The sequence below is a fragment of the Rhodococcus opacus B4 genome (assembly GCF_000010805.1).
GTDB lineage: Bacteria > Actinomycetota > Actinomycetes > Mycobacteriales > Mycobacteriaceae > Rhodococcus_F > Rhodococcus_F opacus_C.
Genome location: NC_012522.1, coordinates 3,995,682 through 4,009,624 on the forward strand (window position 1 = coordinate 3,995,682; position 13,943 = coordinate 4,009,624).

General features: G+C 68.1%; 14 protein-coding genes. 5 read left to right on the forward strand and 9 right to left on the reverse strand.

Annotated features, from left to right (window positions below):
* Positions 1-16: 16 nt before the first annotated feature.
* The 6 genes from ROP_RS18260 to ROP_RS18285 all read right to left on the reverse strand — a co-directional run bounded on the left by ROP_RS18260 (position 17) and on the right by ROP_RS18285 (position 4,979).
* The gene (locus tag ROP_RS18260) at positions 17-1,378 is read right to left on the reverse strand and encodes an ABC transporter substrate-binding protein (protein ID WP_012690885.1); all 1,362 of its coding nucleotides are present in this window, start codon (positions 1,376-1,378) and stop codon (positions 17-19) included.
* Positions 1,378-2,529 carry an ABC transporter ATP-binding protein gene (locus ROP_RS18265; protein WP_012690886.1) on the reverse strand — a complete coding sequence of 384 codons (1,152 nt, stop codon included), beginning with the start codon at positions 2,527-2,529 and terminating at the stop codon, positions 1,378-1,380. Before ROP_RS18265 ends, ROP_RS18260 begins: the two co-directional genes overlap by 1 nt.
* 148 nt (positions 2,530-2,677) lie before the next feature.
* Positions 2,678-3,547 carry a MurR/RpiR family transcriptional regulator gene (locus ROP_RS18270; RefSeq protein ID WP_012690887.1) on the reverse strand — a complete coding sequence of 290 codons (870 nt, stop codon included), beginning with the start codon at positions 3,545-3,547 and terminating at the stop codon, positions 2,678-2,680.
* An 89-nt stretch (positions 3,548-3,636) separates the two neighbouring features.
* Positions 3,637-3,930 carry a hypothetical protein gene (locus tag ROP_RS18275; RefSeq protein WP_012690888.1) on the reverse strand — a complete coding sequence of 98 codons (294 nt, stop codon included), beginning with the start codon at positions 3,928-3,930 and terminating at the stop codon, positions 3,637-3,639.
* 119 nt (positions 3,931-4,049) lie between these two features.
* The gene (locus ROP_RS18280; RefSeq protein WP_012690889.1) at positions 4,050-4,274 is read right to left on the reverse strand and encodes an anti-sigma factor family protein; all 225 of its coding nucleotides are present in this window, start codon (positions 4,272-4,274) and stop codon (positions 4,050-4,052) included.
* Between the two features lie 3 nt (positions 4,275-4,277).
* Positions 4,278-4,979, reverse strand: a complete 702-nt coding sequence (locus ROP_RS18285) for an RNA polymerase sigma factor (RefSeq protein WP_043824945.1) — start codon at positions 4,977-4,979, stop codon at positions 4,278-4,280.
* A gap of 400 nt (positions 4,980-5,379) precedes the next feature.
* Between ROP_RS18285 and ROP_RS18290 the strand changes: the two genes are divergently transcribed.
* The 3 genes from ROP_RS18290 to ROP_RS18300 all read left to right on the forward strand — a co-directional run bounded on the left by ROP_RS18290 (position 5,380) and on the right by ROP_RS18300 (position 8,729).
* On the forward strand, positions 5,380-5,829 hold the full coding sequence (locus tag ROP_RS18290) for a helix-turn-helix transcriptional regulator (protein WP_012690892.1): 450 nt from the start codon (positions 5,380-5,382) through the stop codon (positions 5,827-5,829).
* 5 nt (positions 5,830-5,834) lie between these two features.
* Positions 5,835-6,245, forward strand: a complete 411-nt coding sequence (locus ROP_RS18295; RefSeq protein WP_012690893.1) for a VOC family protein — start codon at positions 5,835-5,837, stop codon at positions 6,243-6,245.
* A 63-nt stretch (positions 6,246-6,308) separates the two neighbouring features.
* On the forward strand, positions 6,309-8,729 hold the full coding sequence (locus ROP_RS18300) for an ATP-binding cassette domain-containing protein (protein WP_012690894.1): 2,421 nt from the start codon (positions 6,309-6,311) through the stop codon (positions 8,727-8,729).
* 60 nt (positions 8,730-8,789) lie between these two features.
* Here the strand turns inward: ROP_RS18300 and ROP_RS18305 are convergent, their stop codons facing one another.
* From ROP_RS18305 to ROP_RS18315, 3 genes are all read right to left on the reverse strand, one after another.
* Positions 8,790-10,118 carry an RNA polymerase sigma factor gene (locus ROP_RS18305; protein ID WP_012690895.1) on the reverse strand — a complete coding sequence of 443 codons (1,329 nt, stop codon included), beginning with the start codon at positions 10,116-10,118 and terminating at the stop codon, positions 8,790-8,792.
* Positions 10,091-10,513 carry a YciI family protein gene (locus tag ROP_RS18310; RefSeq protein WP_012690896.1) on the reverse strand — a complete coding sequence of 141 codons (423 nt, stop codon included), beginning with the start codon at positions 10,511-10,513 and terminating at the stop codon, positions 10,091-10,093. The genes ROP_RS18305 and ROP_RS18310 overlap by 28 nt, the downstream gene beginning before the upstream one ends.
* 149 nt (positions 10,514-10,662) lie before the next feature.
* Positions 10,663-11,436 (reverse strand): SDR family NAD(P)-dependent oxidoreductase, encoded by a 774-nt coding sequence (locus tag ROP_RS18315; protein WP_012690897.1) that lies wholly within the window; start codon positions 11,434-11,436, stop codon positions 10,663-10,665.
* Between the two features lie 237 nt (positions 11,437-11,673).
* On the opposite strand from ROP_RS18315, the gene ROP_RS18320 reads away from it, so the two are divergent.
* Entirely contained in the window at positions 11,674-13,059 is a 1,386-nt protein-coding gene (locus ROP_RS18320; protein WP_012690898.1) for an MFS transporter, read from the forward strand.
* Positions 13,056-13,943 (forward strand): transketolase, encoded by an 888-nt coding sequence (locus ROP_RS18325; protein WP_012690899.1) that lies wholly within the window; start codon positions 13,056-13,058, stop codon positions 13,941-13,943. The genes ROP_RS18320 and ROP_RS18325 overlap by 4 nt, the downstream gene beginning before the upstream one ends.

Consider the following 13,943-nt stretch of genomic DNA (forward strand, 5'->3'; position numbering starts at 1 on the left):
TCTGTTCGGAAGGTGGTTACTGAATGAGTTCCTGGACGCGCTGCTGCGCCGCCTGCATGGTGGCGGCCGGGTCCTTGCCGTAATAGACCGAGTCCTCCACGGCCTGCTCGAGAATGTCGTCGGCCTGCACGTAGCTGTTGCCGGGGTACGACGTCCACGGCTCCAGCTTGTCGAGCTGGCCGAGATTGGGTGCGAGGAGCGGATTGTTGTCGGCCCAGTCCTTCAGCGCCGCCGGGTCCTGGGTGAGGGACGGGCGCAGCGGCAGGTAGCCGATCTTGCTGGAGATCTCGGTGTACGCGTGATCGCTCGTCATGAACTGCATGAACTCCCACGACGCCCGCTGCTTCGCCGGATCCTGCGAGAACGTGAACAGTGCGGACCCGGAGTTGGTGGGCACCGCGTCGTGCCCGTCGAAAGCGGGCATCGGTGCGGCCCGCAGGTCCCAGCCGCCGGTCGCCGCCGACTTCATGAACATTCCCTGCAGCGCCGACGTCTGGAGCTGGATCGCCACGTCGCCCTTCGCGAAACTCTCGTACTGGGTTGTCGAGTCGAGATTGGCGAGGACGCCGTCGTCGTACATCTGCCGCAACGTGGTCACGGCCGACACCGCCTCGGGCTCACCGAACTCGATGGTCTTGCGGTCCTGCGACAGGACGTCGCCGCCTGCCGACCGGAACAGCGCCTGCATGCACCAGTTGCCGCCCTTCACCGAGCACGACACGGACAGCGCCGGTTTGCCCGTAGCCGCCGTCACTGCCTTGGCGGCGGCCGCCACCTTCGGCCACGTCGACAGATCCGCGTCGGCCGGGAGACCGGCCTTCGCGAGTGCCGTCGCGTTGTAGAAGAGGGTGGGTGTGGAGAACACGTAGGGGATGCCGTAGGTCTCGCCGTTCCAGTCGCCGAGCGTCGCGGCCCGCGGGTGGAACGGGTGCTCGCCGCCGAACGTCGCGTCCACGGCCTCGGCGCCGAACAGTCCGTCGAGCGACTGGGCGCCGAGTTCGTTGACCGCGAAATCCAGAGTGTCGAACGTCAATTGGGCCACATCCGGGGGTGAGCCGGCGAGCATCTGCGTCTGCACGCTGCTCGCGGTTCCGGAGCCGGTCGTGGTGCTCCCCTGCGGGGGTTGCGCCTTCACGTGGATGTTCGGGTGCTCGGCCTCGAAGTCGGCGACGAGGCCGTTGATCGTGTCGGACCAGAGTCCGGCCTGTTGCAGGTTGTACGACTCGAAGACGATGTCGACCTGCTGGTTCGGGTCGAGTTCGGGCACCGGTTCGCCGCTGCCTGCGGCCCCGGGGGCGGCGCCTCCCGTGGCACAGCCGGCCAGCGTGGCGGCGGCAGCGGCCGCGGCCAGCACGGCACGGATCGGGGTTCTACGCATCACGCTGCTCCTGTTGCGGAAAGTGTTTCGGAATGAATCGGGGAATCGATGTCGGCGAGTTCGGGAACATCCACCCACTCCAGGCGACGTCCGGTTGCGCGGTCGAAGAGGTGCAGGTGGGTGGCATCCGCGGTGAGGACCGCGGACCGGTGGGCATGCAACGCGATCGGCCTGGGCGCGCGCACGCAGACCGTGGCGCCCCCGACCTCGCAGTACGCGACCTGCTCGCTGCCGAGGTTCTCGACGGACGTGACGTCGACCGACAGCCGGACTCCCGCCTGCTCGTCCGGGTCGGCGACCTTCAGGTGTTCCGGGCGGATGCCCAGGACGATGTCGCGGCCGTCGGTCCGTCCCGGCCACAGCGGTGCGGTGACGCCCTCGGCGGACGCGATGACAGTGCCGTTGACTGTGCGGACCCGCGCGTCGAGCAGATTCATCGCGGGGCTGCCGAGGAACCCGGCCACGAAGACGGACGCAGGCCGGTCGTAGACGTCCTCCGGCGTTCCGACCTGCTCCAGACCGCCGTTGTTCAGCAGGGCGATCCGCGTCGCCATCGTCATCGCCTCGACCTGGTCGTGGGTGACGTACACGAACGTGGCCCCGAGCTTGCGATGGAGGTCGGTGAGTTCGCGCCGCGTCGCGGTCCGGAGCTTGGCGTCGAGGTTGGAGAGCGGCTCGTCCATCAGGAAGGCCTTCGGGTTGCGCACGATCGCGCGCCCGACCGCGACCCGCTGCCGCTGGCCACCGGACAGTTCCTTCGGCTTCCTGTTCAGGAGGTGCGCGATGTCGAGTTGCTGCGCGACGGTCTGGACGCGCTCGGCGGCCTCCGATTTACGCATCTTCTTCACGCGCAACGGAAATCCGAGGTTCTTCGCGACGCTGAGGTGCGGGTACAGCGCGTAACTCTGGAAGACCATCGCGACGTCCCGCCGCCGGGCGGGCGCGGCGGTGATGTCGTCTTCGTCGAGCAGGATTCGTCCGCTGGTCGGCTCGAGAAGTCCCGCGAGCATTCTCAGCAACGTGGTCTTTCCGCAGCCGCTGGGCCCGAGGAGGACCAGGAAGTCGCCGTCCCGGATGTCGAGGTCGATGTTGTCGACTGCGGTGAAATCTGCGAACTTTCGACTCAGATTCTCGATCCGAATCCTGCCCATTGGCGTCTCCCGATGAAATGACGTTACCCAATCTCGGCGAGACGGGGAATTTCGTTACACCGGTAGTTAGCCAGGCTCAGGTTAATGGTGGGCGAATGGAGATCCAATCGTCGGTGATGCTTCGCGCAACTGCTGTTGCCGGATGGGCTCACGGATGGATCAGCGGCACAATCTGTTTGAACGTCTCGGCTGCAGCCTCGGCCGCGTCACCCCGTGCTCGGCTGACGGCGATCTGCAGGCTGATCAGGAACGCGATCTGCACCACCGTCGCCGAGGCGCCCAGGCCGCCCCAAGGTCCCGTGCCCCCGCCTATGACCAGTCCGATATCGGATTTCTCCACGAGAGTCGACCGGGCGTAACTGGTGACGCCGATAACCGTGGCCCCCGCCGCCCGCGCGGCCTCGACCGGCCGCAGAGTGACCGAGTTCAACCCGCTGTCGCTCACCGCGAGGCACACGTCACGGGAGGTCAGACGGCCCGCGGTCAGCTGCTGAATGACGGCATCGGTCGGTGCCTCGGCGTGCCGGCCGTTGAGAATGAACCGCACCGCAAGGGTCGCCGCCGACGGACCCGACCCTCCGTTGCCGACCACGAGCACCCGTTCCGCCTCCGCCAGCGCGGTCACCGCCCGCTCGAACGCGTCTTCGTCGAGGGGTGCCAGGGCGCCGGCGAGATCCGTCGCCAGCCCGGAGAAGACCGCACGTACCAGTGCGGCGCCCTTGTCTTCGGCGGGCGGCGTCCCCACCGGTTCGGTGTCGGCGGCCCCCAGATCCCTCAACAGCAACATCCGCACATGCTGGAACCCCTTGAAACCGAGATTCTGGCACGCACGGATGACCGTGGCGGTGGATGTGCCGGCGTGCTCGGCGACGTCGGCCGCCGACCACCAGGCCACGTCCTGCGGGCGCTCCACGCACACGTCCGCGACGCGGCGCTCACTCGGAGCCAGCTTGGGCGCGACGGCTCGAATGGCGGACAAGGTGGTCCCCACAGGCGGATCGATCGGTGAGGCAGTCATGGCCCCTGAATAACACAGAGGGGTGAACGACGGGCGACACCGATGATCCGCTGCTGCGAAATCGTCTGTCCGACAAAGGGTGAGCAGTGTCAGGCGAGCGGGATGGTCCAGACGATCGCGGGCATGTCCTCGGCCCTGCGCTCCTGCCGCTGTTCGCGCTGACGGTCGCGGGTCCGGTCGTCGTTGCTGCCGGGGATGTCGCGACCGGGGTCGGGGGCGGCTACTGCGACTACGGCGTGGTCGGCGACCGGGGTAACCGCACCCGCGGCGCCGATGGGAAGGACGCCGAGAGCAGCCGCGGCCACCACCACGGTGACGATCCGCTTCCGCAGCGAACCGCGGTGGGTGCGTCGGGCGTCCTGGTGCGAATGTGTGGCGTTCATGGTCTGAATTCCTGTCCGAGTGCCGCGAACCCAGCGTTCACAGCTACTCGAACGGTGTCCGCGAGGGCGGGAAACGTTACGCCCTGCCGGACAATTTTTCTGCGGTCACGCTGCCTCTGTCAGCGCCACTCCCGGAACGCGTCGAGCAGGCGGTCGCGCAGCGCCGGATCGAGCTCCTCCGGGGGCAGTGCGCCGAGGGTGTGCACCGTCTGCTCGATCTGCTCCAGATAGGTCGCGCATCCCGAACATTCGCCGAGATGGGTCTCGAATCGGGCCCGCGCGTCGGGATCCATGTCGTCCTCGAGGTACGCCGTGACCAGTTCGACGAGGTCCTGGCAGTCCATGTCTCACGCTCCCGTTCCGAGATAGTCCTCGAGGGCCTGGCGCACGTGTGCGCGACCCCGGTGCAGCAGCACGCGCTGATTCGCCGCGGTGATCGACAGCATCGCGGATACCTCCGCGGCGTCGTAGCCGAGGACGTCGCGCAGGACGACCACGATCCGCTGACGATCGGGAAGGTGCTCGAGTTCGCGGCTCGCGACGTCGAGGACCTCCGCGCCGAGGACCGAGCCCTCCGGGGACTCCGGCCAGCTGGTCGGGGGAGTCGCCCAATGGTGCGGATCCTCCGGGGCCGTCCTCGGCAGGAACCGGCCCGGGTCGACGGTGGGGCTGCCCGTGAAGGCAGCCAGTTCGGCGTCGGAATCGTGCCGGTCCCGGATACCCCGCTTCTTGGCGATGTTGACGAGAATCCGGAACAGCCAGGTCCGGAGCGTCGAGCGGCCCTCGAACCTGTCGATGCCCTGCAGAACGGCGATCCAGGTTTCCTGGACGACGTCCTCCGCCACCTCGGCGCTGGCCACATAACCGCGCGCCACACGCAGCATCATCGGGGTGTGCCGGTCCACCAGTTCGGCGAAAGCCGACTCGTCCCGCGCCCGCAACGAGTCGACGAGTCGCTGCTCGTACGAGGTGTCGATCTCCGTCATCCGCTCCTCCTCGGCGATCGAGGTGCTCCGGAAGCGTGGCCGCGTGAGACGGCCGGATGACACCCAACCTTACTGACCTCGTCGGCAGCCGTCGATCGGTCGGCGTCCGATCGCGTGGTGGGTAGGGCCGAACGGCCCTGTCCCGGCCGTACGGTGCGGGGAAGACTCGATTCGGAGGGGTGATGGCGGGCCGCGGCGATCCGGCAACGGTCGCTGCGGCCCGGGTCCTCACGGACCACTCGATCCGGCAATCCCGAAAGGGCGGCGCATGAACGTTCGGCGAACTCCGCAGGCGCGTTCGGAAAGCTACTGGGAGGAACTCGGTACAACGGAGGCTCGTCACGTCGGCGGTGCCGAGCGGGACCGGCTCCCGGCGGCGCACGAACACGTCTCGCTCGTCGACCACTGCCGGACAGACCCGCGAGGGTAGGAAACTGTCGCTCGACGTGGCACGATTTCGTACGTGTCCAGCAGCCCTGCCCCGGCGCACTATCTGCGCGACCTCGCGCGACTACGCCGCGTCCGCGATCGGATCGACCGGGAATTCGCACAGCCGCTGGACGTGGACGCGCTGGCCCGCGGAGTGAACATGTCCTCCGGGCACCTCAGCCGCCAGTTCCGGCTCGCCTACGGAGAGTCGCCGTACTCGTATCTCATGACACGACGCATCGAGCGGGCGATGGCACTGCTGCGTCGCGGCGACCTCAGCGTCACCGAAGTCTGTTTCGCGGTGGGCTGCGCGTCGTTGGGCACGTTCAGCACACGCTTCACCGAGTTGGTCGGCGTGCCGCCCAGCACCTACAAGCGTGACGCGGAGCAGGCGACGGCGGGCATCCCGTCGTGCGTCGCGAAACAAGTCACCAGACCGATCAGGAATAGAGAAGCGCCGGTCGCCGAGCCCCACTTATCGTGATGGTCATGGACATCACCATTCACCAGACCTATCTCCCGCAGGACGATCCGGACGCCGCGCTGGGCTTCTATCGCGACATCCTCGGATTCGAGGTCCGCAACGACGTCGGATACAACGGGCTGCGCTGGATCACCGTCGGTCCCGCCGGCCAGCCCGGCACCTCCATCGTCCTGCACCCGCCTGCCGCCGACCCCGGGGTCACCGACGAGGAGCGCCGGACCATCGTCGAGATGATGGCCAAGGGCACGTACGCCGCCATCAACCTGGCGACCAAGGACCTCGACAGCACGTTCGAGAAGCTGCAGGCCGGCGACGTCGAAGTGGTGCAGGAGCCGACCGACCAGCCGTACGGAGTCCGCGACTGCGCATTCCGCGACCCCGCGGGCAACATGGTCCGCATCCAAGAGTTGCGCTGAACTCGAGCAGGTTGACCCGCCGGAGACCGCGAAGTCGGCTCCGCCCGAACAGATGGAGACACGATGAGCCCGGCCACGAAGACGGCGACGACGGGGCGTGCGAAGCGACGGGAAGCGTCGGAGTCGCCTGATCTGCACCTCGCCGACAGTCACGACCTGATCCGCGTCCACGGCGCGCGCGAGAACAACCTCAAGGACATCAGCGTCGAACTCCCGAAGCGCCGGCTGACGGTGTTCACCGGCGTGTCCGGCTCGGGCAAGAGTTCGCTGGTGTTCGCCACGATCGCCGCGGAGTCGCAGCGGATGATCAACGAAACGTACAGCGCGTTCGTCCAGGGATTCATGCCGACGCTGGCGCGCCCCGACGTCGACGTCCTCGACGGGCTGACCACGGCGATCATCGTCGACCAGGAACGGATGGGCTCGAACCCCCGCTCCACCGTCGGCACCGCCACCGACGCCAACGCGATGCTGCGGATCCTGTTCAGCCGCCTCGGGAAGCCGCACATCGGTTCACCCCAGGCGTTCTCCTTCAACGTCGCGTCGATCTCCGGCGCGGGCGCGGTCACCATCGAGCGCGGTGGCCAGCAGATCAAGGAGCGGCGGAGTTTCAGCCTCACCGGCGGCATGTGTCCGCGGTGTGAGGGCCGGGGATCGGTCACCGACTTCGACCTGACGGCGCTGTACGACGACAGCAAGTCGCTGAACGAGGGCGCGCTCACCATTCCCGGCTACAGCATGGAGGGCTGGTACGGCCGCATCTACCGCGGTTGCGGCTTCTTCGACCCGGACAAGCCGATCGCGAAGTTCACCAAGAAGCAGTTGCAGGACCTGCTCTACAAGGAGCCGACCAAGATCAAGGTCGAGGGCGTCAACATCACGTTCGAGGGCCTGATCCCGAAGATCCAGAAGTCGTTCCTGGCCAAGGACGTCGACGCGATGCAGCCGCACATCCGCGCGTTCGTGGAGCGGGCGATCACGTTCGCCACCTGCCCCGACTGCGAGGGCACCCGGCTCAGCGAGGGCGCGCGATCGTCGAAGATCAAGGGCAAGAACATCGCCGACGTCTGCTCGATGCAGATCAGCGACCTCGCCGACTGGGTGCGGGGCCTGAAGGAACCGTCGGTGGCGCCGCTGCTCACCGGGTTGCAGCACCTCCTCGACTCGTTCACGGAAATCGGGCTGGGCTACCTGTCGCTCGACCGGCCGTCCGGCACGCTGTCCGGGGGAGAGGCGCAGCGCACGAAGATGATCCGTCACCTCGGCTCTTCGCTCACCGACGTCACGTACGTGTTCGACGAGCCGACCATCGGCCTGCACCCGCACGACATCCAGAGGATGAACGGCCTGCTGCTGCAACTGCGCGACAAGGGCAATACGGTGCTGGTGGTCGAGCACAAGCCGGAGGCGATCGCGATCGCCGACCACGTCGTCGACCTCGGCCCGCGCGCAGGCACCGAGGGCGGCGAGGTGGTGTTCGAGGGCACCGTCGAGGGCCTGCGGGCCAGCGACACGCTCACCGGACGGCACCTCGACGACCGCGCCACGCTGAAGTCGTCCGTCCGCGAATCGTCGGGGGCGCTGGAGGTGCGCGGCGCAGACACCCACAACCTGTGCGGCGTCGACGTCGACATCCCCCTCGGCATGCTGGTGGTCGTGACCGGGGTGGCGGGCTCGGGCAAGAGTTCGCTCATCCACGGTTCGGTGGCCGACCGGGACGGCGTGGTGGCGATCGATCAGGGCGCCATCAAGGGTTCCCGGCGCAGCAACCCGGCCACCTACACCGGACTGCTCGAACCGATCCGCAAGGCCTTCGCGAAGGCCAATGGTGTGAAGCCGGCGCTCTTCAGCTCCAACTCCGAGGGTGCGTGCCCCACCTGCAACGGCGCCGGCGTCATCTATACCGACCTCGGCGTGATGGCCACCGTCGAATCTCCCTGCGAGGAATGCGAGGGGAAGCGGTTCCAGGCCGAGGTGCTGGAATTCAAGCTCGGCGGCCGCAACATCGCCGAGGTGCTCGCGATGCCGGTGGCCGAGGCCGAGGAGTTCTTCGGCGCCGGCGAGGCACGGATCCCGGCGGCGCACAAGATTCTGCAGCGGCTCGCCGATGTCGGACTCGGCTACCTCAGCCTCGGACAGCCGCTCACCACGCTGTCCGGCGGCGAGCGGCAGCGGCTCAAGCTGGCCACCGCCATGGCCGACAAGGGCGAGATCTACGTCCTCGACGAGCCGACCACCGGCCTCCACCTCGCCGACGTCGAACAGTTGCTCGGGCTGCTCGACCGGCTCGTCGACTCCGGCAAGTCGGTCATCGTCATCGAGCATCACCAGGCGGTCATGGCGCACGCCGACTGGATCATCGACCTCGGTCCGGGCGCCGGGCACGACGGCGGCCGGATCGTCTTCGAGGGCAGGCCGGAAGATCTGGTGGCCGACGCATCCACCCTCACCGGTGAGCACCTCGCGGCGTACGTCGGTTCCTGACCACGGCGTCGGCCCCCGGTTGCCCGCGGCAGCCGGGGGCATTGCGTCACACCGCTCGCGTCACCCGACCAGGTCGGCGAGTTTCCGTGCGAGCACGGTCCGCTCGCGCTCGTTGCCGCACAGCTTCAATGCGGCCTCGAGTTCGGTCCGTGCCTCGTCGGTGCGTCCCAGGCGGGTGAGCAGTTCGCCGCGAACACTGGGCAGCAGGTGCGAGTTCGGCAGCTCCTTGGCGGCGACCAGTTCGTCCACGATCGGCAGCGCCGCGGCCGGTCCCTGGGCCATCGACACCGCGACCGCCCGGTTCAGATCGACCACCGGCGACGGCGCGAGCCTGCCGAGGGCCTCGTAGACGAGGACGATCCGTTCCCAGTTCGTCGCGTCGACGGACGGCGCGACGGCGTGGCATTCGGCGATCGCCGCCTGCAGCCCGTAGGCGCCCAGGCCCCGGCCGACCTGTTCGGCGCGGGCGAGGGCGGCTCGTCCCCGCCGGATCGCGGAACGGTCCCAGCGGCGGCGGTCCTGCTGCTCGAGCAGCACCGGCTCGCCGTCCGGCCCGGTGCGGGCCGGGAACCGCGCCGCGGTCAATTCGAGCAGCGCGAGCAGGCCGTGGACCTCGGGCTCGTCGGGTACGAGCCGGGTCAGCACCCGGGCGAGGCGCTGCGCCTCGCTCGCCAGGTCGAGGCGGATCAGGTCGCCGCCGGAGCTGGCCGACGACCCTTCCGTGAAGATCAGATAGATCACGCTGAGGACCGAGCCGAGCCGCTCCGTCCGCTCCCCGGCGGGCGGCACCGCGAATGGCACGCGGGCCGCGCCGAGGGTCTTCTTCGCCCGGGTGATCCGCGCCTGCACGGTCGCGGTCGGGACGAGGAACACCTTCGCGATCTCGTCGCTCGTCAGACCGCCGACCACCCGCAGGGTGAGCGCCACCCTCGCCTCCCGCGACAACACGGGGTGGCAGGAGATGAACATCAACGCGAGTATGTCGTCGTCGATCTGGTCCGGGTCCCACAGCACGTCGCCGGTGCCCCGGGCCGGATCGGCGGGCGCGGGGCCCGAGACGGCGCCGCCCTCACCCAGTTCGTGGGCGAGGGCGGCGTACCGCTCGTCGAGGGCGGCGCGCCGGCGGAACGCGTCGATCGCGCGGCGGCGGCCGACGGTGAGCAACCATCCCGCCGGGTTGTGGGGGATGCCGTCGCGTGGCCAGCTCACGAGTGCCTCCGCCAGCGCCTCCTGGCCGAGGTCCTCGGCGAGCGCGAAATCGCCGGTGTACCGGGCGAGCGCACCGACGATCCGCGCCGACTCGATCCGCCAGACGGCGGCGACGGCCTCACGCCCGGTGTGGCCGCCGCCCGCCGACTCACTCAGAGCTGACCCGTCGCTTCGCGCCACGCCCGCTCCTTCTGGATCCACTCGTTGTCCTGCGGGAACTCGTCGATCGTGGCGACCCGGCGGATCTCCGCCTTCGAACCGGGACCGGCCATCGGAGCACGCTTGGCCCACTCCACGGCTTCCTCCCTCGACGCCACGTTGAGCATCCAGAAGCCGCCGAACAACTCCTTCGTCTCACCGTAGGGGCCGTCGGTCACCACGGGAGGCTCGGAGGAGTAATCGACCACGACACCCGATTCGGGGTCGGGGTCCAGCCCCTCGGCGGCGAGCAGCACACCCGCCCGGATCATCTCGTCGTTGAACTTGCCCATCGCGTCCATGATCTCGCCCATATCGGCGTCCTGGAACGCCGCGAAGGTTTCGTCCGTGGCGCGCATGATCAGCATGTACTTCATGGTTCGTCTCCTTGGATGTCGGGGCCCTCTTGGACCTTCTCATCCTCAGGTCGAACGGGGGGTGGCATGGATCGACACGCCTTGCAAAAAAAATTCCGCAGGTGAGTGGCAAAGAGTGCGGGGGCACTCTTTGCCACTCACGTACCCGCTCAGTGCAGGTGGCTGCCGCCGTTGATGTCGACGGTGGTGCCGGTGAGGTATGCGGCGTCCTGGGAGGACAGGAAGGTGATGACCGCGGCGACCTCGGTGGTGGTCGCGACCCGGCCGAGGGGAATGTCGCGGCAGAGGGCGGCTTCCTGCTCGGCCGTGCTGCCGACCCGGATGCTGGTGTCGACCGCTCCGGGGGTGACGGCGTTGACGGTGACCCCGCTGTCGCCCAGCTCGCGTGCGAGGGACTTGGTGAAACCGAGGACCGCGGCCTTCGCGGACGAGTACGGCACCTTCCCGAAGACGCCGCCGCCGCGCTGGGCGGAGACGGACGACATGTTCACGACGCGGCCCCAGCCGTTGTCGATCATCGCGGGCAGGAACGCGCGGGTGACCAGGTAGGTGCCGGTGGCGTTGACCGCCATCACCTTGTTCCACAGTTCCAGTGTGGTCTCGAGGAACGGCACCGGTGACGTGATGCCGGCGATGTTCGCGAGCGCACCCACGGCCGGGAGGTTTCCAGCGGCGACCTCGGCGGCGACGGCGTCGTGCGCACGCTGGACCGACTGCTCGTCGGCGACGTCGATGTCGTGGCCGAACGCGGGGACGCCGAACTCGTTCCCGATCTCCGCGGCGGCCTTCGCGGACTTCTCACCGTCGAGGTCGAGGACGACGATCGCCCACCCCTCCTCGGCGTAGCGGCGGGCGGTGGCGAGACCGATACCGCGCTCGGAGGTGGCGCCGGTGACGACGGCGGTGCGCTGGATGGACGACATGATCGCTCCTCGTGTAGCTGGGCTCGCGGGTCTCGGCGTGCGGCGTAGTGCAGGAGGCCGGTCGACGACGCGGGGGTGACTGCCACCACAGTAAGCCGATCGACTGTTAACAGTCAACCGTCGGCGGGCAACGGTTGACAGAATGACGTGGCTCGGATCACACTATGAAAACCGCACTGTTGACAGTCAACAAATCGGCGGCAATCGTAGAAACCGGCAGCCCGAAGAGGAGTCCCCATGAGTACCGAAACACTCAGGATGCGAGGTCCTGTCCATGGCACGAAGGACGCCAAGCGCGTAGCAATCGGCTCCTCGGTGGGTGCCGTCATCGAGACCTACGACTTCATCGGGTTCGGCACGGCCGCCGCGCTGTACTTCGGTACCGCCTTCTTTCCCGGCGCCGACCCGGTCACCGGGACCCTCGCAGCGTTCGCGACGCTGGGTGTCGGCTTCGCAGCACGCCCGCTCGGCGGGGTGCTCGGTGGGCATCTCGGCGACAAGCTGGGCCGCAAGCCCGTGCTGGTGGCGTCGTTGATCGCGATGGGTCTCGCGACCTTCGCGATCGGTCTGCTGCCCACCTATTCGCAGGTGGGGCTGATCGCGCCGGTGCTGCTGGTCCTGGTCCGCATCATCCAGGGCCTCGCGTTCGGCGCCGAGTGGGGCGGCGCGATCCTGATGAGCTACGAGCACGCGCCCTGGAAGTCGAAGGGTAAGTTCACCGGCATCGTGCAGGCCGGCTTCCCCGTCGGGCTGCTGCTGGCGAATCTGGTGTTCCTGTTCAGCGTGCACCTCGGCGGCGACTGGGCCTGGCGGGTGCCGTTCCTCGCGAGCATCGTCCTGGTGATGGTCGGGCTGATCATCCGGTCGAAGGTGCCCGAATCGCCGGTCTTCGAGGACGTCAAGAACGAGGGCGACATCGTCAAGTCGCCGGTTCTCGAATCGATCAAGCACGACTGGCGGAACATCTTGCGCGGCATCGGTCTTCGCGTCGCCGAAACAGCAGGTTACGCGGTGTCGATCACGTACATGATCTCCTACCTGCACAGCCAGGGTCTCGCCGGAAAGTCCGAAACCCTCATCGCCCTGTGCATCGCGTCCGCGATCGGCATCTTCGCCACCGTCGCCTGGGCCCGGCTCACCGACCGCATCGGACGACGCCCCCTCTACATCGCGTCCTGCGCCTTTGCGGCGCTGTTCGGAATTCCGATGTTCCTCCTGGTCAACACCGGACTGTTCATCCTGATCATCGCGACCATCGTCATCTCCTACGCCGTCTGCCAGAACTCGCTGGCGGGTGCGCAGGGCGCCTGGTTCCCAGAACTGTTCGACGCCTCGCGCCGGGCGTCGGGAGCGTCTCTCGCCTACCAGATCTCGGCGATGGTCTCCGGCTTCACGCCCTTCGTCACCACGCTGCTGTTCGTCTCCTTCGGCTGGTGGGGCCCCGCGGTGCTGTTCATCACGTACGCCGTGATCGGACTCTGGGCGGCGTTGATCACCCGGGAGACCTGGGGACCCACCGAGCGTCGCCTCGCCGCCGAGGCCGCGGCGCACACCGATTCCAAAAGCACCGACACGCCGGCCTCGAACGGCCCCACGATCCGCAAGGAAAAGGAACTCCTGTGACCATCACAACCGCCACCACCGCGGCCGAAGACACGACGAGTGAAGCGGTGCGCATCACGACCGTCGAACAATTCGCCTACCGCATGCGGCACAACGTCATCGACATGGGTGAGGAACAGGGCCAGGGATACGTCGGGCAGGCGCTCGGGGCCGCCGACATCTTCGCGACCGTCTACGCCGATCGACTCCGCTTCCGCGCCGACGATCCCGCATGGGAAGGCCGGGACCGGTTCCTGCTCTCCACCGGCCACTACGCCATCGGCCACTACGCCGCACTCGCCGAGGCCGGAATAATCCCCCGCAGCGAACTGGAAACCTACGGTTCCGACGACTCCCGCCTCCCGATGTCGGCGATGTCCACGTACACCCCGGGCATGGAGATCTCCGGCGGCTCCCTCGGGCACGGACTGACCATCGCCGTCGGCATGGCCCTCGGGTTGCGTCACCAGCACTCGGCCGCCCGCGTCTACAACTTCCTCTCCGACGGCGAACTCGACGAGGGCTCGACGTGGGAGGCGGCCATGGGCGCCCACCACCACCGGCTCGGCAACCTCACCGCGATGGTCGACATCAACGCGCTGCAAGCCGACGGCGCCACCTCGACGGTGCTGAGCACCGAACCCGTGCACGACAAGTGGGCCGCCTGCGGCTGGCACGTCGAACGCGTCGACGGCAACGACGTCACCGCACTGGTGCGTGCGTTCGACAACGCCGCCGCCGAGTCCGACGGCAAGCCGTCGATCATTCTCTGCGACACCCGCGTCGGGAAGGGCGTGCCCCTGCTCGAGACCCGGGAGAAGGCGCACTTCATGCGCATCGACGAAGACGAGTGGCAGATCTGCCGCGACCAACTCACCGCCGGCTTCGACCACAAGGACGCCTGA